The organism is Sulfitobacter sp. W074 (assembly GCF_025142275.1).
GTDB classification, from domain to species: Bacteria; Pseudomonadota; Alphaproteobacteria; order Rhodobacterales; family Rhodobacteraceae; genus Sulfitobacter; species Sulfitobacter profundi.
In genome coordinates this window covers 1,072,775-1,097,207 of the sequence record NZ_CP081130.1, presented here as the reverse complement: position 1 = coordinate 1,097,207, position 24,433 = coordinate 1,072,775, and the positions used below count along the sequence as shown (strand labels likewise).

Here is a 24,433-nt window from a genome sequence, read left to right as displayed (position 1 = left end):
TACTTTAAGTGAGGAAGCAAGATGGACATGCTGGTCGAGAAACGGCACGCGACGCTGCGTGGGCTGGTCGAGGACAAAATCAGGGATGCGATTGCGGGGGGTATGTTTAAGCCCGGACAGCGTTTGATTGAGCGCGAACTTTGCGAAACGCTTGGTGTAGGCCGTACATCGGTACGCGAAGCCCTGCGGCAGTTGGAGGCCGAAGGTCTTATCGAAAACACGCCGCACAAAGGACCATCGGTTACGCAAGTGTCGCCCGAGAATGCCGCACACCTCTACGCGGTGCGCGGTATGCTTGAGGCCTTTGCTGGTGCGTCCTGCGCGCGTCAAGTTACCCCCGAATTCGCCGACGCGCTCGATGCCGCAATCGACGCTTTCGTAGCCGCCTGCGATGCTGGATCGCGCGCCGACATGGTCCAGACGAAAACTGCCTTCTACGCGCTGCTGATGGATCGCTGCGGCAACGCCTATGTCACTAAGTTCCTTACGAGCTTGCACAACCAGATAAGTACGCTGCGCTTCACCTCGATGAGTAACAGCGAAAGGCTGCCCCATTCCATTCTGGAAATTCGCGAAATCGCGGCTGCGATCCGGGCCGGAGATGCTGATCGTGCCGAAGCGGCCTGTCACATTCATATCGAGAATGCATCGCGGGCAGCGTTGGCGCAAATGTCCGAATAGCGCCTTCATCCCATGCTATCCGACAGAAATGTCGCAATCACAGGGAATGCGAAGATGAGAACCAAGCATATCACTTCGGCCACGATGAAGGGTAAGATACCGGCAAAGACATCCTTGGTTTCGACTTGACCTTCCGATGCGCTCACCACAGCGAAGAGGTTCATGCCGACAGGAGGCGATATCACCGCAATCTCGACGAGCTTGACCACGACAACCCCGAACCAGATCGGGTCGATACCCATTGCCTGCGATACCGGAAATAGAAACGGCAGCGTCATGACCATGATCGAGATTGGATCAACGAACATACCCAGCACGAGGTAGAGAACGATGATCATGCCGAGGAAGACCATCGGCGTGACCGCATTCGCCGCCATAAAATCGTTTACGTCTCCAATGAAGCCGGACGTCAGTAGAAAACGGGAAAATAGTGCGCCACCGATGATGATGAAGAATAGCGCCGCAGTCAGCCCAAGTGTCGACTCCACGCTTTCCCCGAAATCGCGCGCCGAAAGCTTGCGCCGAGCGAGTGCGATTACAATAGCGCCGACGACGCCAACAGCGCCCGCGCCGGAGGGTGGCATAATACCTGAATAGATCCCGCCGAGTACGAGTAGGATCAGCAGCATGACTGGCCAGATCGCCCTAAGCGCACGGAGTTTTTCCCGCAACGGCGGAATCTCTTCGATATGCGGTGCCCAATGCGGCTTCCAGCGTAGCATGACTGCGATGGCCATCATGAACAGCGCTGCCGTCAGCATGCCCGGAAGAATACCGGCCACTAGTAGCCGGCCGATGCTTTCCCCTGTCAGAATGCCAAAGATGATGAAGGACAGCGATGGCGGGATCAGTGCGGCAAGCGTGCCAACCCCGGCGATGCAACCAGCCGCAAACGCTTTATTGTAGTCACGGTCCATCATCTCGGGCATGGCGATCTTTGTGAACATGGCGGAGTTCACAATGGTCGAGCCGGAGATTGCGGCAAACAGTGTCGAGCCGACGACCGTCGCATGGTAGAGACTGCCGCGAAACCGTGCGAGTGATAGCTGTGCAAAGTGATAAAGCTCTTTCACCACGCCCGAAGAGGACATGATCGCCCCCATCAGAATGAACATTGGCACCACCACGAAAGTATAGGTGGAAACGGTTGCGAAAGGCACCAATTGGGCCTGGATAAGCGCGAAAGGTAGGCCCCGGGACATCCACATTCCGCCGAACGCCACCAGGAAAAGCGCGATCGCGACTGGCACCCGCACGGTAACGAGGAACATCACCACGAGAATTGCTATCGCACCGAGAGACAACGGCTCCATCAGGCTTCCCTCCAATCAAAAATTTGGATCAATGCGATTACTGCCGACCCAACGGTGCCGACCAGAACGCTGACCTTGAAGGGCCAGACAGCGAACGACAGGATTCCCTGCGCGCTTTCCTGCATAAGATAACTTTTCTCGACCAAGTCGATCGCCTGCCAGCCTATGATCGCGAATACGACAAGCGATGCGAGCAGGCCGAATATGCCGAACAGCCTCTGCACGATGCGCGGCATCAGGTTCGACACAATATCAACAGCGACATGGCTGCGCCGGTATTGTGCCAGTGGCAATGCCAGGAAGAATGCCGCTCCGAGCGATTTCGACGCGAGTTCGAGCGCTCCGGGCACGCCGCTTTGGAAGAGCTGGTAACCGACGACATCGGCAAACCCCAACGCAGCGATCCCCACGATCAGGACTGCCGCCAACAAGGTGCAGCCGACGACGAAGGCACTCAATAAGGTATCTATCAGGGACAAAGGTTTCTCCGAAGTGTTGATGGGACGTACGACACCCGCGCCCGGCGAGTGTCGTGCTGCGCTCCCTTACGAGTCGTTCGCGTCTCTCATCAGTTCGCGCACCTGATTGGCAGTAGCCTCAGCGGACGCGGCCAGATCGGGCGAGCGCTCGGAGACTTGCTCCACCCAAAGGTTTAGCATGTCGGGAATGGCCGCCATCGCGGCTTCCTTCTCCTCAAACTCGACGATCTCGACACCGTTCTCACGCATTACTTTGAGCGCTGCATCCTCTACTTCCTGCGTCATCGGCACTGACATTTCCTTAGCCTCTTGCGCTACTTCGTTGAAGAGGGCCTGCGTTTCGGGTGACCAGGAATTCCAGTTATCGACGCTGGTAAAGAGCGTCACGGCATTGATCGCTCCCAATTCGAGATCGGACATGTATTTGGCCACCTCGTGCAGCTTGAACGGCACGGTGAGTGATCGGGTCCAATAGACGCAATCGACAACGCCGCGCTGAAGCGATTCGTACATCTCGGGCATTGAGAGATTGACCGGCGTCGCGCCGAGCGCTTCGAGCATTTGCGGAATATAGGCGCCATAGCTGCGAACCTTTTTACCCTTCAAATCCGCCATTGTGCGCACGGGTTCGGTGCAAAGCAGCGTGTATTGGGGCAGGTGGCGTAGAACCAACGGCTTGAGGTTTAGTCGCTCGAATTCTGCGAGAATTGTTTCGTTTTCGGTGTAGAGAGTTTCAGTGATATCTAAAACTGTGTCGGACTCAAAGGTGGCAGGCACTGCGTTGGTCAGACCGGCGAAGGGCATCTCGCCAACGTGATAGCCGGTGACGACACCGCCAAGGCCTACGGCACTAGCGCCGACCAACGGAATGATCTCTGCTGGGCTGCCAAGCGCGTTGGAGAAGTTGAGGTCCACTTCGATCTTTCCGTCCGACCGTTTGGTAAGCTCATCAGCAACGAAGCGGTCGATATCCGATAGATAGACACCCTCGGGAAAGGGCGACCCCAGTTGCAGCGACAGGTTGTCGATTTCAGCCAAGGCAGGTCCCGTAGCGGCCGCTAGGCCAAGGGAAGCCCCGAAAAGTAAAGGTGTGAATTTGGTCATGATGCTCCTCCCAGAAAACTTGATAACCAATTGTGGTTTTTGTCTCGCTAAGAGAAAAACCGAAATCTAAGCATAAATCAACAGATGATCAGACAATCTGTCAAATTACTTTCATTTTTTTTACTCTGGGCGCGAACGAGATAACGGAACATTTCGGTATGGTCAGAGCCCTCTTTGAGGACATCAGCTGCATCTCGCCAGAGCGCAGCCATCGCTCGAAGCGTTGGTAGCTTAACACCTTGGGCCTCGGCCAACTCCGCAGCGATGCCGATATCCTTGGCCATAAGCCCTAAGCCGAAACCTGACGCGTAGCTTTCCGATAGGATGAACTGACGGAGCTTCGCTTCAGTCGTGTTGTTGCGCCCTGTCGAAACATTGAGGATATCGACCATCTTTTCCGGGTCGAGCCCGAAGCTTCGTCCTAGAACCACCGCTTCCATTGCCGCTACGGCACCTGCGCCGGAAACGTAGTTGTTGATCGCCTTCATGGCATGCCCGGCGCCCAACCCGCCGCATCGAAACACGCGTTCGCCCATTGCCAAAAGGGCGGGTTCGGCTTGTGTGATGACCGCATCCGCACCGCCAGCCATGATTGTTAAACTACCATCTATCGCCCGTTTGCGGCCCCCAGATACAGGAGCATCCATCAGAACGATGCCCCGTGCTACTAAGTCGTCGCCGAGCGCAATGGTCTCTGTTGGGGCGGATGAGCTCATGTCAATCACGAGGCTAGGCTGCGCATTTCCGGCCAGCGCGCCATCTGCGCCAAGCAAGGCCTCGCGCACGATTCCTCCGTTCGGCAAAATTGTAATAATAATATCAGTTTGGCTTGCTACTTCCACAGGCGTTGCACTTGTAAGTATTCCAGCTTTCGATCCTTGGAGGCGTGCTGCTTCTGATAGGTCGCAACCTTGTACGCGATAGCCGGCCGAGACCAGATTCGCGGCCATGGGGAGGCCCATTTGTCCGAGTCCGAGAAAGGTGATCTTCGGTAAGTCTGATTTTTCTGCAGTCATGTCGTCCTCTTGCGCCTTGGCTTTAAATTCGACATTCATACAATCAGACAATCGTAAGTTTAACAATGATAGGATGTCCGAATGACATGGGAAGTCCTCGCGCTGCGATACGGAACTGCCGATCTTTGTGCCCATGAATTGGCGCTAGATGCCGATCCACACGACCAGATCGGTCGACTGGATTACTTTGTTTGGCTCCTGCGTGACGGCAAACGGACCGTGCTTGTGGATACGGGATTTGAGACTGGCGAAGGACAGGCGCGCGGGCGTAGAATGTTGCGGCACCCCGTTGATGCGCTGGCCGAGATCGGCGTCGTGCCCGACGATATTGATGATATCGTAATCACTCACTTGCACTATGATCACGCGGGTAATCTGGATCGCTTTGCAAATGCGCGCTTTCACCTTCAGGATCGTGAAATGGCTTTCGCGACAGGGCGATGCATGTGCGATGCAGGAATGCGGCGCCCTTTTTCGGTTGAAAGCACGGTCGATGCGGTACGCTTAGTCTACGCAGATCGTATCGTTTTTCACGAGGGAGACTATACGATCTACCCCGGCCTCGACGTTCATCTGATCGGCGGTCATTCAGCCGGCTTACAGGTCGTTGTAGCGGATGCGGCCGTGCGGGTTGTTCTTGCCTCCGATGCCGCACATCTGGCACGATTTATCGAGACCTCAGAGATCTTCCCCGCTTTCGCCGACAAGGAGCAAGTGTTGGACGGTTACCGCCGGCTGCGGGAGCTCGCTGGGGACCAAGGTGTGATTGTTCCTGGTCACGATCCGGCTGTTCTGCACGACTGGCCAAGGCTGGAGGGGACGCAGGAGACAGTACGAATTGGACCGGCGAGGACTGTGGGTCGTTGAGTCTCGTTCTGCTCATTAATTTGAGCAGGGAATCGAAGGAATAGGCCGACATACCCGTCTCGGGTTCCACCATTGGCGGAAGGCGTCAGATACTGCTCTCAAATGCTGCAGACCGAGTGTTGCGGGAAGTTGCAGTACCCATCGCGACCGAGGGGCCAGATACTACGCGATGCTTCAATTTTGATTCAGGCTGCTTTCAATAGTGACGTGGCCGTATAGGGTCGCCTTTCGCCTCGGACAGGATTGCATCAGGAAGGGCGAATAAGAATGGCGCGGAAGTCGTTCACATTGGTAAGCGTTGGGCCTGTAATGACCTGATCGCCGAGCGCAGCGAAGAAACTATGGCTATCATGATTCCAAAGCGCCCTTTCCGGGTCAACAGACAGTGAGACCGCCCGGTGCAGGGTTTGCGCGTCTACCACCGCTCCCGCGACATCCGCCGCTCCATCGACGCCGTCCGTATCGCAGGCAAGCGCCGCGACACCCGGACGTCCCTGCAAGGCGACCGCAAGAGCCAGCGCGTATTCTGCGTTCGGCCCGCCAATCCCCTCGCCCCGATGCGTGACTGTGCATTCTCCGCCCGAGAGCAGGAGCAGCGGCGCATCGCCCAGCTTCATCCCCGCCTGCAGGTCTAGCGCCATCCGCGCGTGGTGGCGAGCCAGATCACAGGCTTCGCCTTCCAGCGCGTCTCCAAGGATGCGAACCGACATTCCCTCAGCCTGCGCCAATTTCGCGGCAGCCAGAAGCGATTGTGAAGGGGCCGCGACAATCCTGTTCTCGACCCGCGACAGCGCATCGGCTCCAGGCCGGCAGGTCAGCGGCGGACCGTCCAGCACCGCATCCATCTCGGGCGTGACGGGGATCGACCAGAGCTCTAAAAGGGCGCGGGCCTCCTGAGCGGTCGAGCAGTCACCGACAGTCGGACCACAAGCCACGGCCGCCATGTCATCCCCCGGAACGTCCGAGATGATCAGGCTCAGCATGGGCGCGGAACAGGCTGCTGCCAGTGCCCCCCCCTTGGCGATTGAAAGGTGCTTGCGAATGATATTCATGTCATGGATCGGCGCTCCAGATGCCAGCATGGCGCGTGTCATCTGCTGTTCCTGCGACAGCGAGATCCGCCCTGCAGGCTTTGTCAACAAGGCCGATCCGCCGCCCGATATCAAGGCCAGCACAAAATCACCGGGCTCGCAGGTTTTCAAAAGGTCGAACAACGCCTCGGTCCCCGCCTGCCCCCGCAAGTCTGGCACAGGATGTGCGGCTTCGATCACACGGATACCCGGCGCAGGTCTCGCATAGCCATCACGCGTCAGGATCAGGCCCTCGCAGCCCCCCCAGACAGAGGTGACCGCTTCTGCCATGCGGGCCGAAGCTTTGCCGGCCCCGATTACTACGACACGACCCGGCGGGCGCGGCGGCAGGGTACGGGAAATGACAAGCATCGGATCGGCGGCTTCGACAGCCTTGTCGAAAATTGCCCGCAAAAAGGCGCGATCCAAGGCAAGGCTGGGCACAAGTTCTGGCTCAAGCGCGATATTGGTTTGGAAATCCGTCATATCAGGGCGCTACCAAGTTGAAGGGTTTACCCGCGATCCCAGCAAGCACCATGGCCTGCAACTGTTCGGCAAGCGTGTGTATCGCCTGCCGTCCGGCCCAGGCAACATGGGGGGTCACGATCGCGCGGGAATGCCGGGCGATCTGCATCAACGGCCCCCCTTCAGGCGGTGGCTCAGGCATGGCAACGTCGATACCAGCACCGGAAACTTGACCGGTGTTCAATGCCTCAAGCAGCGCGATCTCGTCGATCAACGGGCCCCGAGCAGTATTGATTACGATCGGCCTGCGCGCCATCTGGTTGAATTCCCCAGTGCTCAGCAATCCGCGGCTATCCGAAGTCAATGGAAGATGCAGCGAGATCACGTCCGCCCTCTGCAATACCTCGGGGAAAGGTGTCCTCGGGTGTTGCGGTGCCAAATCGCCTCGGCGCCCGGCAAACAGAACCTCCATGCCGAAGGCCCGGCCCAATTCGGCCACACGAGAGCCAAGCGCGCCCGAACCCATAATCCCCAGAACCTGCCCTGAGAGGTTATCGACAGGATAGTCGAAATAGCAGAATTGGCCTGCTTCCTGCCACCGCCCCCGCTGAACCGAACCATGGTAGGCTCCGATCGACCGACGCAGCCCAAGGATAAGCGCAAAGACATGTTCGGGCACCGTGGCCTGCGCGTAATCGCGTACGTTGCAAACCGAGATCCCTTGCAGGCTGCATGCAGCAACATCAACACAATCGGTGCCCGTGGCAGCCACCACGATCAGCCGCAGTTCGGGCGCGGCCTCCAGTTCGGCCGAGCCGATCCGCACCTTGTTGGTGATCGCGATGGTCGCAGTTTTCAACCTATCGGCGGTCTGTTGGGTCTCGGTCCGGTCGTGCGCGACATAGGTGCCGGCGACCGCCGAGAAGTCCGGTTCTATATCCTCGGGCAGGGTCGCCCGGTCGAGGAAGACTATATGATTTTCGTTCGACATACTGATCCTTTCTATGGGGCATTGATCCGATCCGGGCCGGTATTTCGGCTTGGACCAGAATGCACCGTCAGCGGTAGAAATATTCTACGAGGCCGAGGCTGACGAAGGGCACGTAGGTTACGAGCAACAACAGTCCCAGCAGCAAGATCACAAAGGGCACGTTCGCCCGCGCCACGTTCCAGACATTCTCGCGCGCGACAGAACATGCCGTGATGAGAACGCTGGCAACGGGCGGTGTCTGCTGGCTGATTGCCATGTTCAGCGTCACGACGATACCGAAGTGTACCGGATCAATTCCCACGGCCGTCACAATCGGCATCACGATCGGTACTACGAGCACAATGGCCGCAGAGGAATGCAAGAACAGACCCAGGATCAGCAGCAGAACATTCAGCATCGCCAGTACCAGGATCGGATTTTGCGTGATCTCGAGAATGGCTGAGGCCAGTTGTTGCGGATAGCGCAATTCGGTTAGTACCGTACCAACCAGAGCCGAGGCCGCAACAAGCAGCATGACGATCGCTGTGTGCTGGGCCGCCTCGATAAACGCGGCGGCCAGACCTCTAAGTGTCAACTCGCGGTACAGAATTCCTGCGATTAGCAGCGCCGTCAGCACCGCGATAGCCGCCCCTTCGGTCGCCGTTACGATGCCGCCGAAGATGCCACCCAAAACGATGACAGGCAACAGAAGGGACCAACTGGCCTCGCGGAAGGCCCTACCCAGTTCGCCCCAGGCAAAGATGCCATCCGTTCCCATCTTGTTGCGTCGCGCATGCAGGTAGCAGACCAACATCATAAGTCCCCCGCCCAGCAGTCCCGGAACGACTCCCGCTACGAACATCTGCACGACCGAGGTATTGGCCATGACCGCGTAAAGGATCATCGGGATCGACGGGGGGATGATGATCGCCAGCGACGCCGATGAAGATGTGACGGCGGCGGCAAATGCTGCCGAATAACCTTTGCGCTTCATTGCGGGCACAAGGATAGAACCTGTCGCTGCCACGTCTGCCACCGCCGAACCGCTGATCTCGGCAAAGAACAATGAGGTCGTGACATTCACCATACCCAGCCCACCACGGACGAAACCGACCAGCGAGGAGGCAAAATCGATCAGACGGCGCGAGATGCTCGTCTGGTTCATGATCCCGCCAGCTAGGATGAAGATCGGGATCGCCAGCAGCGGAAACGAGGTGGTACCGCTATACATGGTCATTGCGGTACTGCTCAAGTCGGACCAGCCGCCCATGACATACAGTGTCCCCATGGCCGACAGGGCCAGAGCAATCGCAATCGGCAGCCCGATGAGCGTTAGCCCAATCATGACCGCAAGCATTAGAAAACCGGTCATTCGATTGTTCCTTCGTTCGGTTGGTAGCGGCCCATCCCCAGTAACTGCCGGCGGGTAGCAAGGGTCTCGGACAGGATGAACAGCACCGATCCAAGCGGAATGATCCCCTGCACCACGGCCACGGGCATCCAGGGAACCGTGATCAAATTGAACCCGGACATCACCTGCATCACCCTGATGCCATGCCAGGCCAGGACGATGAAAAACAGGCAGATTAGGGCCGCCCGCAAGACGATCAGCCCGGTGCGTAGTGCCCCGCGAGCGCGGACCACCAAGTTGTCCATCCCGATATGGCTGCCGTGCAGGGCGACAAGAGCAGCCCCGATGTAGGTCAGCCAAGCCAGCAGGATCGTGGCAACCTCGTCATACCACTGAAGACCAATACCAAGCTTTCGGCTGCTGACCCCGAGTAGAAGGACCACTAGCATGGCGCAGGTGAACAAACCCGACACGGATTTCAGTACAAGATCGTAGCGGCGTTCAAAGGCCAATATGGCCCGTGCGCCGCCGGTAACGGCGTGATATGTCATGGGACCCCCAAATCTTGAAATACGACCAGCGCGACCGTATCGCCGCGCTGGCATGTTCCGGAACTGCTTCAGGGGGCAGCAGCGCGTACCGCGTCGATCAGCACCCGGCCGCCCTCGACATTCTCGGCGAATGCGTTCTGAACTGCGCGTGTCGCCTCGACGAATGCAGTGGTATCAACCTCGTTGACCTCCATCCCCGCGTCCTGCAACAGCTTCAGCTGCTCGGCTTCCAGCTCTTGGGACTTGGCAAGATTCCAGGCCAACGTTTCCTCTGCGCCCTCGCGCAGGATCGTCTGCACCTCTTCCGGGAACTTCCCCAAGCTGCTGCCCGCGACCAAATAAACCGGCGCATAAATGTGGCCGCTAAGCGAAAGATATTTCTGCACTTCGTTGAAGCGGGTCGCGTAAATGATGGAGATCGGGTTTTCCTGACCGTCCACTACGCCTGTCTGCAAGGCAACGAAAACCTCGGAAAACGCCATCGGTGTCGGGTTGGCCCCGTAGGATTCGAAGGCCGCGACACGCCAGGGGCTTTTCGACATGCGAATTTTTATCCCTACCAGGTCTTCTGGCGACGCAATCGGGCGCTTGGAGTTAGTCATATGGCGATATCCGCTCTCCCACATGGACAGCACTTCGTAACCTTTGTCTCTCGCAGCTGGCACGAGGATTTCAGGCAGAATCGTTTCGCGGAGTGCGTCGACATGCGCCCTACTCTTGGTGATATAAGGCAGTTCGAAGACGCCAAAGCGTTCGTCCACCGAGGACATCACCGAACTAGGCAGGGCCAAGTCTACGGTACCAAGGCGCAGCTTTTGCAGAAGCTCCTGATCATCGCCCAACTGGCTTGCGCCGTAAGTCTCAACGCTCCAGCCCTCGGGCAGTCGAGCGTTCACGACTTCAGCAAAATGGTTCGCCGATACATCGTAAAGCGATCCTGGATTGCCAACGTGTGCCAGCTTTATTTCATCGGCCACTGCAGTGTGTGCCAGCAGCGCCAGTCCACTGGCAAGAATTCCGGTCTTGATCCTTTTAAACGTGTTCATGGTGTCCTCCCTCTTGAACATTAAGCGGTACTGGAACACGGAACGAATACCTTGCAAACAGGACAAATAAGACTACCTGACATAAGAATTCCTTATGCCTAAATGGATTTGATCACCCAAGACTCCCAGCCATGGGTTTCACGCAGGGCTTGTATCGCCTGCCCAAGCTCGCGCCGTACAGCCTGAAACGCTTCTGAAAAGGGATGTACTGGAGACCGGCAGAATACCAGTCTTCGCTCAAGCCGTGGCGAGACGATCGGGGTAGAGCGCAGCGCTCCCATGACGACGTCGGCATGAACCGGAGGATGCGACAGTATGGTATAGGCGTGGTCCTCAGCCACCATCTGCCGCATTGCGATCGTGGCATCCAGTTCGAATCTAATATCGAGACTGATATCGTTTTGCGCGGCGAAGCGTTCAATCAGCACCCTCAGTGAATGCGGCCGCCCGGGTAGAACCAGAGGCAAACCCGACAGCGCCGACGCAGGCAGGCTAGCTACGTCCGCAAAGCGCGGATCACAAGCCGAACTGATCAGCGAAAGCCCCTCGTGCAGGAGAATTTCACCATCACTGCGCTGTGCGTCTAAGGCCTCGAACAACACCGCGAGGTCAACCCGACCATTGTCCACCCATTCGCGTAAATGCCCCGACATTGATTCCACGATTCGCAAGCGTACTTCGGGATGTTTGACAGCCATTCGTCGCAATAACGGAGCCGAGACTGTCGCCGCAACCGTGGTGGGCAAGCCGAGCGTCACTGGACCGACCGCCCTGCCTTGCAGCTCCTGAACTTCACTGCGAGCGCGATCGTAATGCGACAGGATCTGTGTCGCATGCCCCCACAGCCGCTGACCTGCTTCGGTCGGAACGACACCCTGTCGCCGCCGATCAAAAAGGCGCATGCCGAATTCGGCCTCAAGTGCCTTCAGATGTTGGCTAACCGCAGGTTGGGCCAGTTTCGCCGCACGGGCTGCAGCTGAGATCGATCCAAGCTCGGCAACAAGGACGTAAGTTCTGAGTTTCTTGATATCCACAACGTTAGTCATAAGAAATCTTTATGCTAAGCATCAAGCCTTTATTGAACGTTTCGTGACATCAAGGCGAAAACGACAGGAGATTAACTTGACTCAAACAAACGCGCAGCCGCCGCTGACCGGCATCACCGTGATCGACCTATCCAGACTTGTGTCGGGCAATATCGTCACCCATATCTTGGCCGATTTTGGCGCCGAGGTGATCAAGGTCGAGAAACCCGGTCGCGGGGATGATTTGAGAAACTGGAAAGTTGAAGGCGTCTCGACCTTCTGGAAAACCTATTGCCGCAACAAAAAATCCATTGCATTGGACTTCCGGCACCCCGATGGCATGGCTGTGCTGAAACGTCTGATCAACGGGGCTGACGTGCTGGTCGAAAACTTCCGGCCCGGTACGCTTGAGAAGATGGGCCTTGCACCGGACAGCCTTCTGGAAAACAATCCCGGCCTGATCGTGGTGCGGATTTCGGGCTGGGGCCAGACCGGCATTTGGCGGGACCGCCCTGGGTTCGGCAGCCTGATCGAGGCCATGTCGGGTTTTGCCGCGATGAACGGATTTGAAGACCGGCCGCCGGTCCTGCCTCCGCTTGCGCTCGCTGATATGATTGCGGGCCAGTCTGGAGCGACGGCGGTGCTGATGGCCCTGCGCGCGCGCGATCGTGACGGTACCGGTCAAGTGGTCGATCTTTCCCTGTTCGAACCGATGTTTGCGGCGCTCGGGCCGCAAATCGCAAACTTGCGGCTTAGCGGGCGAGAACCCGGCCGGATGGGATCGCTGTCAGAACTTTCGGCACCCCGCAACATCTATGAAACGTCGGACGGGGGGTTCGTCGCCCTCTCTGCCTCCACTCAAGCCATGGCTGAACGGGTATTCCGGGCGATTGGGCGGCCCGAGCTGGTCGACGACCCACGCTTCCGTACCAATTCGGATCGGGTCCGCAATCTGAATGATTGCGACCAGATCGTCGCCGACTTTATCCGGACCCGAACCCGGAGCGACATCATGGACCTGTTTTCGACCGCTGAAGTCACGATTGGAATTGTGGCTACCTATAAAGACCTTGACGGACATTCCTATATCACCAGCCGTGGAGTGATCGAGGAGGTCCCGGATCCCGGATCAACAGACTTCCCGATGCATGCCGTATCGCCGCGCATGTCCCGTACCCCCGGCGCTATCACCCATATCGGGCCCAGTCTCGGGGCAGACGGCCCTGATCTTCTGAAAGACTTCGGGTGTAGCGCCGACGACATCGCGCGGCTGGTGCAAGATGGTATCCTCGCCCTTCCGACAGACCTTGAGGAGGAGGTGTGACATGCGTGCAGCCCTGCGGCTAAGCCCTTTGACGTCGGCTTTGTTCGTCCCGGCGGGCAACACCAAACTGTTGGACAGCGCCTCTGCCAAGAGGGTTCCAGCCGTGATTGTTGATCTGGAAGATGCGATCCCGCCGCAGGAAAAGGAGCGCGCCCGGTCAGGGTTAGCTGCTGACATCGCCCGGCTGCGAGCTGGCATCGGGCATATCTCGGTGCGGATCAACAAACCTTGGATGCTTCTCTTCCCGGACCTCGAGGCCGCTGTCGCAGCCGGGGCTGACGCCATTATGGTGCCCAAGGTCGAACGCGAATCCGACGTGCGCATCGTGGCTGAAATCCTGGACGCGCTTTCACCAAGCGGGCCGCAGGTAATCGTATCGCAAATCGAGTCCAGCCTGGGACTGCTCAGAATGCCGCGCATTGCTCAGACCCGCCCGGACCGCCACGCTGCCCTGATGCTGGGCCCAGAGGACCTGGCGTTGGAATTGGGCGCTGTGTCGACCCCTGAAGTCATGACCGCCCATGCCCAATCCCTGATCACGGCCGCTCGCAGCGGCGGGTTGATGGCCATCGGTTCGCCCGGCTCTATCGCCGAGATTACCGACATGGAAAGCTATAAGCGCCAGCTTGAGGCCGGAAAGCGCATGGGTTTTGACGCTGTCGTGGCCATTCACCCGAAGCAACTTGGGGCGATCGACGCGATCTTCAGGCCTTCCGATGCCGAGATCGCTGAGGCTCGCGCCGTCGTGCAAGGAGATCGCGACAATAAGGGGCGCCCATTCACGCTGGCGGGCAGAATGGTCGACGCACCGATCGTCGCGCGGGCGCGCAAACTTCTAGTCCGATGTGGCCAGCTTGCGCCAGAGATCTAGCCTGACGCATTTCGCTCGGTTATCAGACGTTTACTCGCAAACATCGGCTTCGATCAGATTGCCGTCGAGCTCACGCAGATAGGCAGATTGCCCTAGTGTGAGCGATACTTGAACTGCGGCTCCTGTTGGGATTAAGGTAGGAGTGTCATCGCATTCCTAGAAAAACTTTTCGCGGAAGACCTTGGCCGGTGTCTTCCATCCAAAGCACTTACGCGGCATGTTATTGAGGTGATCACAAATCACCTCAATATCGTGGTCTGTGCATTGTTGGAGGTCCCGCCTACAGGGCAATCACCTTCGAAGGCGGCGGTTTGTTTTCTCGACTGCGCCTTTCTGCCAAGGCCTGGAGAGGTCGCAAAACCACGTCCAAGTTCCGATCTCGGCTTGGAAATACGGCCAACTGAAAAACTCGGTTCCGAGGTCGAAGATGTCAAACTACTGGTCATCGACGAACTGAGTTTTGTGCCACTGGGTAAAACCAGTCCGGAGCTGTTGTTCGAACTGATCTCACAACGCTACGAACGCAGATCAGCCCTGACCACCAGCAGGGGTTGGACCAAGGCATGGATACCAAACGACCTATGTTCGGCAGAGCCGACACGTAAGAACTACAGTCACGCTAGCACATTGGAGCATCGATCGAGACCGGGTCAGAACCGAACGTCGGCATCGTCCCGCATGCTCCAAGCGTCGCCTGGGGCGGGCCGACAAATTTCCTTCCCTCACCCCAAATAAATCTGCCCTGAGGGATATTTCACCTTAGGAACGCTGCGTGTGGCGAGGAAAAAACCGATTGCCAAGGGCCCGACCCGCCCGACGAACATGATCAACATGAGGATAAAGCGCCCGATGCCATCTAACTCCGGCGTAATACCGCGCGACAGGCCTACCGTTCCGAAAGCGGATGTAACCTCAAAGGCAATATCGGTGAACTGGCCGTCGTGGTTGATTGTCATGACGAAAACCCCCGTCAGGACCAGCAGCATGGAGATCGTGGTGAGAGCCAAGACTTTCATCACCTCGTCCAGCCCCAAGGACCGACCAAAGGCGTGCAATGTCGTCTGACGCCGAAAGAACGCGATCGTGGCAAGCAGCAGGACAAAGAGCGTGGTCACCTTGATCCCGCCCGCCGTCGAAGTGCTGCCGCCCCCCACCAGCATCAGCGTCATTGTCAGCAAGGAGGTGCTGTCGTGCATCCCGCCGGTGTTGATCGTGTTGAAACCGGCGGTCCGCGGCGTGGTGCCTTGAAACCAACTTGCCCATAGTTTTTCAACGACACTCAAGGGGCCGAGGGTCTCAGGGTTGCCCCATTCGAGTAGGCCAAACATGACACTTCCCCAAGTGATCAGCAGTGCCGTGCCAACCAGCATCAGCTTGGAATGCAGGGTCAGTTTACGCCAATTCCGGCTGCGATACACATCGCCCACCACGATAAACCCAAGCCCTCCAAGGATGAAAAGCGCCGGGATCACAAGATTGATGATCGGGTTTCCCACCCAATGCGACAGGCTGTCGGGGTGCAGGGCAAACCCGGCATTGTTGAAGGCTGAAACCGAGTGAAAGACCGCCTCCCACAGCCCGGCCCAGCCGAACTCAGGCACAAAGACAAGGGCCAGAAGCGCTGCACCCACCGCCTCGCAAGAAACCGCGATGATCAGGATCATACGGGCGATATAAGACAGGTTCGACAGTGATGTCTGATTCAGGTCCTCGCGCAGGATCAGCCGTTGCGGCATGCCGATAGGAATACCAAGCGCGCCCAGCAACAGCACCGCAAAGGTCATCAGGCCAAGACCGCCAAGCTGGATCAACGCTGCGATCACCGCTTGACCAAAGCCCGTGAATGTCGCCCCGGTATCGGCGAGCACCAGCCCCGTGACCGTTACTGCGGAGGTCGAGGTGAAAAGCGCCTCGCCCAGACCGATATCACCGTGATGCGAAATCGGCAGCCAGAGCAGAATGGCCCCCAGAATGATGAATGCCATATAATAGAGCGACAAAAGCGCAGGCGGCGGCATCCGCAGGGTCTTTTTCCGCCGCAGAAAGGTCCGAAACGACAGGGGCATTGTCAGAGGCTGGCCGCAAAGCTGTGCAGGTCTTTACGCTGGCCCAACAGCAAGAGCAGATCATCACATTGCAACTGACATTCGTCTCCATCCTGCCCGATGAACTCGCTCCCCCGCATGACCCCGATACAGCGCAGATTATAAGTTTTCCCATGCGGCAACTCGGTTAGCCGCCTGCCCTCCAAGCTCTCGGGGATGCGAAAGTTAACCACATGGTAACCGTTCCCGAGGCTGACATAGTCCCGCAAAAGCGGATTGTGCAGGATCTGCGCGATATGCTGCCCGATCTCGACCTCGGGATGCACGATTCTGTCCACGCCGAGCTTCTTCAGGATCCTGTGGTGGGTTCTGGTCGTTGCCTTGGCCCAGACGACCTGAACGCCCACGAGCTTAAGGTTCATCGCCGATAGAATGCTCGCCTCTAGGTCCGACCCCATGGCCACCACGGCGGTATCACAGTCACCAAACCCGGCATCACGGAGCGCTGCATCATCGCGGGCGTCCACAATCATGGCCTGCGACAGGGTATCGGCGAGGTTGGCAACGCGTGCCTCCGAGATGTCGATGCCGATGACGTGGTTGCCGAAACGTTGCAATTCCTTGGCAACAGAGCTTCCGAAATTGCCCAAACCAACGACACCAAATGTGCGTCTTTTGATTTTCGTCACGTTACTGTCCATTCAAACTGACTGTCGCGGAACATTGCCGCAACGCAGAATGATGTCAATGAAGCGGAGCGCTTTTGGGTTTCACATTTATGCGCGGTGAAGGCGCTCTAGTTTTACCGACCGATCACGCTTAGGTCTCCTCCGACCGATCCGTCGCGGGCGTCGGTTTCGGGCTTAGTTGCGAAATTTCAGCGTAGCTATCCCCGGACAAGTCCAAGCCCATCGCATCCAGTGAAGGCTGCAACTGGTCAACATTCCGGCCCGAAATAAGCGCTGACGTCACCGCCGGGTGCCGGGCAACCCACGCCACGGCAAGGGTGGTGGCCGCAATACCCAGACGCTGCGATAGCGTGGCCAAATCACGCGCAACCTCGTGCATCCATGGCTGCCCATAGCGTGCGGCATAGGTCTTGTCGTCTTGCAAACGCCCCTCGGCACCTTTGGCGTATTTCCCGGTCAACAAGCCCCCACCCAAGGGCGAAAAAGGACTAACGGCAATGTTTTGGTCCGCGCAGGCCGGAAGAATTTCGACCTCTACCTGTCGTTTCACAAGGTTATACATCGGTTGGCAGACATCAATCTGGGTGCCGATCGCCTTACACACCGCTTGCGCCTTCATGATCTGCCAAGCCGCAAAGTTCGACACGCCGATGTAGCGTATCAGCCCTTGAGACTGCATCTTGGCCAAGGTGGCAAATGTCTCTTCGAAAGGTGTTTCAGCGTCAAAACGGTGTAGGTAATAGATATCCACCCCATCCACGCCCAGCCGTTTGCGGCTTTCATCCAAGGCGGCGTATAAGTTGCCCGAAGTGGCGGGCCGATCATTGGGGGCTTTCGTACCGATTATCAGATCATCGACATTCGATCCCAAGATCTGCCCCAACATGCTCTCAGACGCGCCGCCATTATAGCTATAGGCCGTATCGAAGTGATTGATCCCCGCCGCGACGCAGGTCTCAAACATCTCTTTGGCGTTGCCCACATCCGCCGTACGGCCAAATTGCATGGCGCCAAATCCCAATCGCGAGATGGGGGTTCCGTTCTTGCTTTGAATGCGGGTCATCGTCGAGCTTTCGGTTTGGGAAGGGAGCCTCGGGGGCATAGATCAAGCGGAGGACGGCTTGGGACCACGGTCCAACCGCACGATGTGATCCGCCTTGTCACTTGGGAAGGATGACATGACCAAGGGATCATGTCCGGGCACAATCAATTCAGGTCGGCTGGCGAGCCGCTCGATCGTTGTAAAACCCTCCAGCATGTCCTGCATATCGACCACGATGGGAAAGGGTTTGCGGCTTTGGAAGTTCTCATAAAAATGCGCAGCGTCAGAGGCCAGCACGAGCCAGCCTGCCGATGTGAGCACCCGCACCGCTTGCAGCCCCCGGCTATGCCCCCCGATACGGTGGACCGTGACCCCCTCTGCAACCTCGGCATCGCCATCATGGAAGATCACCTTGCCGGAGTAGAGACGTTTGACCGCCTCACAGATATGTCCCGAAGAAAAGGGCATCCGCAGCGTATCATGGCACATGCAAGGCCCCGTGGCATAGGCCATCTCAGCCGCTTGGATATGCAATTGCGCATTGGGGAAAAGATGCAGGCCGCCTGCGTGGTCGTAATGAAGGTGCGTCACGATCACGGTCTCGACTGCTTCGGATGTGATGCCCAAGGGCGCCAAGGCACTGCGCGGATCAAGCTGGATCGGGCGGCCGCGCGCGTCGGCTTCAGCCGCATCATAGCCCGTATCAACGAGGATCACCCGCTCTCCTTGGCGCAAAACCCAGATGAAATAATCCATCGGGTGGGCCACGTCGTGCCGGTCATCAAAAACAAAGCTGTCGCCTCTCACCCGCGCGTTGCGATCTGCGTATTTGACCGCATGAACCTCCCATTCACTCATGATGCTACAGTGCTCCAGCTCGTTACGTCTTTGCCTACCACCATATCAGCCGTGGCCGCGCTAAATGCTTTGAAATGGGCGCTGTCGCAGTGGGCATCAAAGGCCGCGCTATCCGTGTAAAGCTCATAGAGGAACACCTCATCAGGCTTATCCGCATCGGTAAGCACGTCGAAGCGGTGGCAGCCCGGTTCAAGCTTTTTAGAGGTATCGGCGTTATCAAGCATCAGAGGCATGAAATCCTCCATCTGCCCTGTTGCGATACGAAAGGTCACGCAGATGGCAAACATTATCTAGTCCTCAATTTTGCGAATGTACGGCGAACCACCGGCAACTGCCCGGCAATCAGCGCCACGTTCAGCGCCAGCAAGACCGCGGCGGTGGGTCGGGTGAAAAAGCCTGACAGGTCGCCATCGCTCAGCAGCAAAGAGCGGCGGAAGGTTTCATCGAATAGTCCACCCAGAATAACGCCGATGACCAGCGGTGCGATCGGATATCGCATCAGGTTCATAAAGTAAGCCAGCGCACCCACGCCCAGCATGAGGTAGAGATCATTAATCCCGCCTCCCACGCTAAAACTGCCAATGGTGGTCAAGATCAGCACGACGGGCAGAAAAACAGTCTGCGGCAGGCGCAGGATCTGAATGAAAACCCGCGCAGTGAACAGGCCCATGATAAACATGGTCAGCGACGCCAGCACCATGATCGCGCAGACCCGCAAAATGATTGAGGGATCAATCGTCGGCCCGGGGATGATGTTGTTGATCTTAAACGCCCCCATCAACGCTGCCGCGGGAGGAGAGCCGGGAATACCCAAGACCAGCAACGGGATCAGCGCACCGCCGATGCAGGCATTATTTGCCGTCTCAGACGACAGTAGCCCTTCGATTGATCCCTTGCCGAAGTTCTTGCCATCGTGGCTGGCTGATTTGCCAACACCGTAGCTGACCCAACCGGCCACGTCCTCGCCCACGCCCGGCAGCGCACCCACTCCCGTCCCGATCACGCCAGACCGGGCGATGGTGGGCATATGCCGCCGGATGGCTGCGAGGTTGGGCAGGATACGTCCCTTGAGCGCGATGACTTTGCCCGCATCAATCTGACGCAGCCCATCAATGATCTGCGGGATCGCAAAGGCCCCCATCAGCACCGGCACGACCTGAAACCCTGACAACAGATAAGACCAACCAAAGGTATAGCGCGGCTCGCTCAGCAACGGATCAAGCCCGACCATCGCCATCGCCAGTCCCGCAAGCCCTGCGATCCAGCCTTTAACCACAAGGTCTTCGGACATCAGTGTACCGGACAGCAGAATCCCAAATAGCGCCAACAGCGCCTTTTCAGGGCTGGCGATGGATTGCGAAATCAACAAAAGCGCCCAGACAAAGACCAACAGGGCAGCCGTCCCGATGAGTGTGCCGATGAAGCTGCCCGTGGTGGTCAGCCCCAAGGCCTCGGCCCCCCGTCCCTGTTTGGCGAGTGGGTGGCCGTCCATCGCCGTGGCCGCGCTGGCTGCCGTGCCGGGAATGTTCAGCAATATCGAAGGGTAAGACCCGCCATAGATTGCGCCCACATAGGCGCCCAACAGGGCAATCAGCGCATAATCAAGCGGAATTTTATTACCAAAAAAGCCGGTGAGGATCGTGACCGCCAAGGTCGCCGTCAGCCCCGGCAACGCGCCAAAGACAATGCCCAGAAAAACCGAGATGATGATATAGGGATAGGTAATCGGATCCGTGACGAGGGCAGCAAAAGCCCCACCGAAACCTTGCAACTGTGATAGGAAAAATTCCATCAGTTTCTCCAAAGCGGACGAAGAGTGACGTAGTAGTGATACTCAATTTTTGAAAACAGCAGCCCGCCCCGGTTTGGCACGTTTTGCCGAAATCCAAAGGCCATGGCGGTCACAAGTATCAGCGGGGTCAGCACCGCAACCCAAGGTGTCGCCCGCGCGATACGGCTGCGATCATGTGCAAACATCCAGAGGGTCAGCAGCACCCATGCGGCCATCACCAGCCAATCGTCATCATGGGGTTTGTTCCACTCTGCCTGCGGAAAGTGCATGAAGAGTGCGTAAATCCCGGGCAAAATCACGGCAACTGCCGACTGCAGCATCCGCTCGACCCGACCCGCGTGAAATCCGTAAATCAGCGCAGTAATCACCAGACCACTGGCAAGGATGAAATCCACACGCGGAACGAGAGCAAAAATGAACATGCCCATGATGACCGCGATTGAACCGATGCGGATGGCCTCTTGGCGGTCCCAGCCAAGGCCGACGGCGGAAAATGCCCGTTTTGCGCCCCCTGCCTTGATCGCGATGCGCAGCAACACCAATCCCAGTAGGAGCATTGCAAACCAGATGCCAAAAGGAACGATGGCAGCGGAGTTATACCACTCTGCCCCGCTCACCCCGGCGCGGTTCTCTCCCAGAAAGGGAATGAAACTTGTGCGCCAGAGAAAGAAAACCGCACAGCAGATCAGCGCAAGAGCGCCCCAGAAATCGCGGGCACGCAGCATCTCTAGATCTTTGTCCAGTTCTGCCTGCAGTTTTTCGATACCCATTTTGCTCCCCCTCAATCGGCGAAACGGGGCACAGATGCGCGCCCCGATCCATCTTGTTTTCAGTGATTGTTAAGGCTTTTCAATGCCAAGGCTTTCCGGGTCGACAGTGGTAGAGCCGAGTTCTTTCAGCGTATAGGCAAAGGTGCTTTCCAGCTTAGAGAAAATTGCCTGCGCTTCATCGCCGGACTGGCCACCGATATCGTAGTAGTTCGCCGCTGCCCACTCAGCCACTGTATCTGACGCCATCGCCTTATCGAATGCGTCGGTCAGCGTGGTCTTCACGTCGTCGGATGCAGAGTTCGCAACGCCAAACCCGATAGATTGCTTGAGCGGAAGATAGGCTTCTAGCCCGTCATACATGTCAAATGCGGATGGGATTGTGGTCTCGCCCAGCTTGCCTTCTTCGGGTGTCAGCATTGCCAGCGGACGCAGCTTGCCACCTTCAATCAAGGGCGCCTGCTCGGCCAAGGAAGTCACGACCAGTTCCACTTCACCCGCCATCGCGGCTTCTTGGCCCGCAGCGGAGCCTTCATAGGGGATGAACTTGAACGATACTTCCGCGCCTTTTTCGATGGCCAGCAGGTTCAAGTGGTGGATCGACCCTGCGCCCGAAGCGGCGGCGGGAATAGAACCCGGCTCTGCCATCGCGGCATCCATAAGCTCTTGTAGCGTGCTATAAGGGCTGTCTGCGGGGACCGAGATCAGATCGGGCGAGCCACCGATGATGAAGGGATACCAAAAATCAAACTTCTGATCCCAGCCGCCCTGAACGGCAGCTGTCACATTGGATTCAGAGATGCCCGCAAGTGTATAGCCGTCGTCGGGTTGGTTCTGGACAAAGACCATACCGTTGGATCCAGCCACGCCACCTGTCTGGTTGGTCACGTTGATCGAAACCGGCAGATGTTTCTCCATCTCGGCCATGATCATCCGGTTGATGCTGTCGGTGCCGCCACCCGCGCCCCAAACGACAACGTCGGTAATATCGCGGAATGGGTATTCTTGCGCCTGCGCCGAAGCGGTCAGCCCGGTGCTTAGCGTCGCGGCAAGCGCGACCAGTGCAAATTTGGTTTTCATCTCATCCTCCCAATGGATACGGTGCCTATTGCATTTATCTGCGTATGCATTAACAAATGTGTTGTCAACTCACACGTCAGACTAAAGGGGCGTTTCTACACTTTTGCCCAGCCCGGACTTGGTCGCGAGACGCACCTGAAATCTGCGGTGCCAACAAGATTGGGCGTAACCGACGCAATGGGTTAAGCAACACCCAAAGGCCGCGCTGAGAAAAAAAAGGGAAGAATGACATGACTTTACGGATCGCTTGTCTGGGGGCTGGCTATTTCAGCCAGTTCCACATCAGCGGATGGCAACGCATGGAGGGCGTGACCCTTGTTGGGGTCGCAGATCGTTCGCCCGAAAAAGCAAAAGCCTTTGGCGTCCCAGCCTTTGACAATATCGACGCCCTTTTGGCAACAAACCCCGATATCGTCGACATCATCCTCCCCCCCGTGGGGCACGCAGAAGCCATTCGCAAGGCGCTCGCCCGAAGCCCGCAAGCGATCATTTGCCAAAAGCCCTTCTGCACATCATTGCAAGAAGCCCGCGAAATCACCCAACTGGCGGAAGATGCAGGCGTGCCACTTGTCGTGCATGAGAACTTCCGCTTCCAGCCGTGGTACCGCAAGATCAAGGCTGCTCTTCAGACAGGCCGGATTGGCACCACGCTACAGGCCAGCTTTCGGTTACGCCCGGGTGATGGCCAGGGCCCAGACGCCTATCTTGCCCGCCAGCCGTATTTCCAAAAGATGGAGCGCTTTTTGATCCATGAGACAGGCGTTCATTGGGTCGATACTTTCCGGTATCTCTTTGGTGAACCAAGCCATGTCTACGCTGATCTGCGCCGTGTGAACCCGGTAATTGCGGGCGAGGATGCGGGTTACGTTACTTTTGACCATCCCGGTGGGGTAAGAGCCCTATTTGACGCCAACCGCAGTCTGGATCACGCTGCCGATAACACCCGCCGCACCATGGGCGAGGCGTTGATTGAAGGAACCGAAGGGGCGCTTACGCTCTATGGTGACGGATCAATCTGGGTCCGCCCTTTCGGCGCGCTAGAGGCTGAAGAAATTTCGCCCCCCGACCAGCATGAGGGATTCGGCGGGGATTGCACAAAAGCCCTGCAAGAACATGTTGTATCGGCGCTGCTGAACGGCACCGCACTAGAAAATGAGGCCCGCGATTATCTGCGTGTGATCGAGATTGAGCATGCAATCTATCGCTCTGCCGACGAAGGCCGCAAATTGGAGGTCTAGGCTTGCCGCATCTCAGGCGATACGCCTGCCCAGCGTATCGCTTTGCTCAAAACCGCGACAGGTTGTTCTGTTCTAGCAATGAGATCAACAATGCTTTCGCCTTCACCCGATGCTCATGGTGCAGGTCGCGGGCACGCTCAGGCTCCGCGTTGCGGATCGCATCATAAAGCGCGCGGTGGTTTTCGTTCGAGGCGTGGGGCAGCGGGCGCATATAGAGGGTCAGCAACCGCACGCGATGCACCTGCGTGCTGTACATCGCAATCACCTCCTCCAGACGTCGACTCCCCGACAGGGACACCAACCCCTGATGGAAACGATCATCCGCCGCCGCCCATTCTTTGCGGTCTTCTTGCAGCAGAGCGCTTTCCATTTGCGTTAGGCTCTCATCCAACCCACGCAGGTCCTTTTCTGGATAAGCCATCTCAGCGGCCTTAAAGGCGGCCAACGGCTCAAGCTCAATCAAGATGTCATAGATTTCTACCATGTCAGCGATGGTCAGAGGCAGAACGCGGATACCATGCCGAGGCCGGATTTCGACCAAACCACGGGAGGCGAGAATTACCGCAGCTTCGCGGATCGGGGTGCGCGAAACGCTCAACATCTCCCCAAGTTCGGCTTCTAGGTAATTGGAGCCGGGCGGCAGCTCGTTGTTCGTGATCATCCCCTGAAGAATGGCCGCAACACGAGCAGCCTGCGAGACCGGTTTCTCGGCCTCTGCCGATTTGACCTTGCTCGAATTCATTCCAACCGCTCCCTCTCGTTCAGCGCCACGAGAAGATAACCCGAAAC

General features: G+C 57.6%; 24 protein-coding genes and 1 pseudogene. 6 read left to right on the top strand and 19 right to left on the bottom strand.

Annotated features, from left to right (window positions below; genetic code table 11):
• Nucleotides 1–21: 21 nt before the first annotated feature.
• Nucleotides 22–681 (top strand): GntR family transcriptional regulator, encoded by a 660-nt coding sequence (locus K3762_RS05415; protein WP_260012109.1) that lies wholly within the window; start codon nucleotides 22–24, stop codon nucleotides 679–681.
• A gap of 5 nt (nucleotides 682–686) precedes the next feature.
• Here the strand turns inward: K3762_RS05415 and K3762_RS05410 are convergent, their stop codons facing one another.
• From K3762_RS05410 to K3762_RS05395, 4 genes are all read right to left on the bottom strand, one after another.
• Entirely contained in the window at nucleotides 687–1,994 is a 1,308-nt protein-coding gene (locus K3762_RS05410; RefSeq protein WP_260012106.1) for a TRAP transporter large permease, read from the bottom strand.
• Nucleotides 1,994–2,473: a TRAP transporter small permease gene (locus K3762_RS05405; RefSeq protein WP_260012102.1), complete on the bottom strand. Its 480-nt coding sequence runs from the start codon at nucleotides 2,471–2,473 to the stop codon at nucleotides 1,994–1,996. The genes K3762_RS05410 and K3762_RS05405 overlap by 1 nt, the downstream gene beginning before the upstream one ends.
• 66 nt (nucleotides 2,474–2,539) lie before the next feature.
• Complete coding sequence (gene dctP / locus K3762_RS05400; protein ID WP_260012094.1) at nucleotides 2,540–3,577, bottom strand: TRAP transporter substrate-binding protein DctP; 1,038 nt, start codon at nucleotides 3,575–3,577, stop codon at nucleotides 2,540–2,542.
• A 77-nt stretch (nucleotides 3,578–3,654) separates the two neighbouring features.
• Complete coding sequence (locus K3762_RS05395) at nucleotides 3,655–4,593, bottom strand: NAD(P)-dependent oxidoreductase (RefSeq protein WP_260012090.1); 939 nt, start codon at nucleotides 4,591–4,593, stop codon at nucleotides 3,655–3,657.
• Between the two features lie 81 nt (nucleotides 4,594–4,674).
• Between K3762_RS05395 and K3762_RS05390 the strand changes: the two genes are divergently transcribed.
• Nucleotides 4,675–5,460, top strand: a complete 786-nt coding sequence (locus K3762_RS05390) for an N-acyl homoserine lactonase family protein (protein WP_260012088.1) — start codon at nucleotides 4,675–4,677, stop codon at nucleotides 5,458–5,460.
• Between the two features lie 248 nt (nucleotides 5,461–5,708).
• On the opposite strand, the gene K3762_RS05385 is transcribed toward K3762_RS05390, so the two are convergent.
• From K3762_RS05385 to K3762_RS05360, 6 genes are all read right to left on the bottom strand, one after another.
• A complete protein-coding gene (locus K3762_RS05385; protein ID WP_260012087.1) occupies nucleotides 5,709–7,016 on the bottom strand; it encodes a glycerate kinase in 1,308 nt (435 codons plus the stop codon).
• A 1-nt stretch (nucleotide 7,017) separates the two neighbouring features.
• Nucleotides 7,018–7,986: an NAD(P)-dependent oxidoreductase gene (locus K3762_RS05380; protein ID WP_260012084.1), complete on the bottom strand. Its 969-nt coding sequence runs from the start codon at nucleotides 7,984–7,986 to the stop codon at nucleotides 7,018–7,020.
• 67 nt (nucleotides 7,987–8,053) lie between these two features.
• On the bottom strand, nucleotides 8,054–9,337 hold the full coding sequence (locus tag K3762_RS05375) for a TRAP transporter large permease (protein ID WP_260012077.1): 1,284 nt from the start codon (nucleotides 9,335–9,337) through the stop codon (nucleotides 8,054–8,056).
• Nucleotides 9,334–9,867, bottom strand: a complete 534-nt coding sequence (locus K3762_RS05370) for a TRAP transporter small permease (RefSeq protein ID WP_260012075.1) — start codon at nucleotides 9,865–9,867, stop codon at nucleotides 9,334–9,336. Before K3762_RS05370 ends, K3762_RS05375 begins: the two co-directional genes overlap by 4 nt.
• Nucleotides 9,868–9,935: 68 nt before the next feature.
• Nucleotides 9,936–10,913 (bottom strand): TRAP transporter substrate-binding protein, encoded by a 978-nt coding sequence (locus tag K3762_RS05365; RefSeq protein WP_260012071.1) that lies wholly within the window; start codon nucleotides 10,911–10,913, stop codon nucleotides 9,936–9,938.
• Nucleotides 10,914–11,011: 98 nt separating this feature from the next.
• On the bottom strand, nucleotides 11,012–11,959 hold the full coding sequence (locus K3762_RS05360) for a LysR substrate-binding domain-containing protein (RefSeq protein WP_259948277.1): 948 nt from the start codon (nucleotides 11,957–11,959) through the stop codon (nucleotides 11,012–11,014).
• A 76-nt stretch (nucleotides 11,960–12,035) separates the two neighbouring features.
• Here K3762_RS05360 and K3762_RS05355 point away from each other — a divergent pair, with 76 nt between their 5' ends.
• The 3 genes and pseudogenes from K3762_RS05355 to K3762_RS05345 form a co-directional block, all read left to right on the top strand.
• Entirely contained in the window at nucleotides 12,036–13,262 is a 1,227-nt protein-coding gene (locus tag K3762_RS05355; protein ID WP_260012069.1) for a CaiB/BaiF CoA-transferase family protein, read from the top strand.
• Nucleotide 13,263: 1 nt separating this feature from the next.
• Nucleotides 13,264–14,133, top strand: coding sequence for a CoA ester lyase (locus tag K3762_RS05350; protein WP_260012068.1), 870 nt, complete (start codon nucleotides 13,264–13,266; stop codon nucleotides 14,131–14,133).
• A 429-nt stretch (nucleotides 14,134–14,562) separates the two neighbouring features.
• A pseudogene (locus K3762_RS05345) lies at nucleotides 14,563–14,680 on the top strand (ATP-binding protein); the annotation flags it as partial.
• A gap of 175 nt (nucleotides 14,681–14,855) precedes the next feature.
• Here K3762_RS05345 and K3762_RS05340 read toward each other — a convergent pair.
• From K3762_RS05340 to K3762_RS05305, 8 genes are all read right to left on the bottom strand, one after another.
• Nucleotides 14,856–16,151, bottom strand: coding sequence for a TrkH family potassium uptake protein (locus K3762_RS05340; protein ID WP_260012066.1), 1,296 nt, complete (start codon nucleotides 16,149–16,151; stop codon nucleotides 14,856–14,858).
• Nucleotides 16,152–16,201: 50 nt separating this feature from the next.
• Nucleotides 16,202–16,879 (bottom strand): TrkA family potassium uptake protein, encoded by a 678-nt coding sequence (locus K3762_RS05335; protein WP_093926265.1) that lies wholly within the window; start codon nucleotides 16,877–16,879, stop codon nucleotides 16,202–16,204.
• Nucleotides 16,880–16,997: 118 nt separating this feature from the next.
• Entirely contained in the window at nucleotides 16,998–17,930 is a 933-nt protein-coding gene (locus K3762_RS05330; protein ID WP_260012063.1) for an aldo/keto reductase, read from the bottom strand.
• A gap of 42 nt (nucleotides 17,931–17,972) precedes the next feature.
• Nucleotides 17,973–18,767, bottom strand: coding sequence for an N-acyl homoserine lactonase family protein (locus K3762_RS05325; protein WP_260012060.1), 795 nt, complete (start codon nucleotides 18,765–18,767; stop codon nucleotides 17,973–17,975).
• Nucleotides 18,764–19,054 (bottom strand): putative quinol monooxygenase, encoded by a 291-nt coding sequence (locus K3762_RS05320; protein WP_243265723.1) that lies wholly within the window; start codon nucleotides 19,052–19,054, stop codon nucleotides 18,764–18,766. The genes K3762_RS05325 and K3762_RS05320 overlap by 4 nt, the downstream gene beginning before the upstream one ends.
• Nucleotides 19,054–20,559 carry a tripartite tricarboxylate transporter permease gene (locus K3762_RS05315; RefSeq protein ID WP_243265724.1) on the bottom strand — a complete coding sequence of 502 codons (1,506 nt, stop codon included), beginning with the start codon at nucleotides 20,557–20,559 and terminating at the stop codon, nucleotides 19,054–19,056. Before K3762_RS05315 ends, K3762_RS05320 begins: the two co-directional genes overlap by 1 nt.
• Nucleotides 20,559–21,329, bottom strand: coding sequence for a hypothetical protein (locus tag K3762_RS05310; protein ID WP_243263080.1), 771 nt, complete (start codon nucleotides 21,327–21,329; stop codon nucleotides 20,559–20,561). The genes K3762_RS05315 and K3762_RS05310 overlap by 1 nt, the downstream gene beginning before the upstream one ends.
• A gap of 69 nt (nucleotides 21,330–21,398) precedes the next feature.
• Entirely contained in the window at nucleotides 21,399–22,406 is a 1,008-nt protein-coding gene (locus K3762_RS05305; protein WP_093926270.1) for a tripartite tricarboxylate transporter substrate binding protein, read from the bottom strand.
• Between the two features lie 230 nt (nucleotides 22,407–22,636).
• On the opposite strand from K3762_RS05305, the gene K3762_RS05300 reads away from it, so the two are divergent.
• Nucleotides 22,637–23,644: a Gfo/Idh/MocA family protein gene (locus K3762_RS05300; RefSeq protein WP_260012052.1), complete on the top strand. Its 1,008-nt coding sequence runs from the start codon at nucleotides 22,637–22,639 to the stop codon at nucleotides 23,642–23,644.
• A 46-nt stretch (nucleotides 23,645–23,690) separates the two neighbouring features.
• On the opposite strand, the gene K3762_RS05295 is transcribed toward K3762_RS05300, so the two are convergent.
• Entirely contained in the window at nucleotides 23,691–24,386 is a 696-nt protein-coding gene (locus K3762_RS05295; RefSeq protein ID WP_260012044.1) for a GntR family transcriptional regulator, read from the bottom strand.
• Between the last annotated feature and the right edge of the window lie 47 nt (nucleotides 24,387–24,433).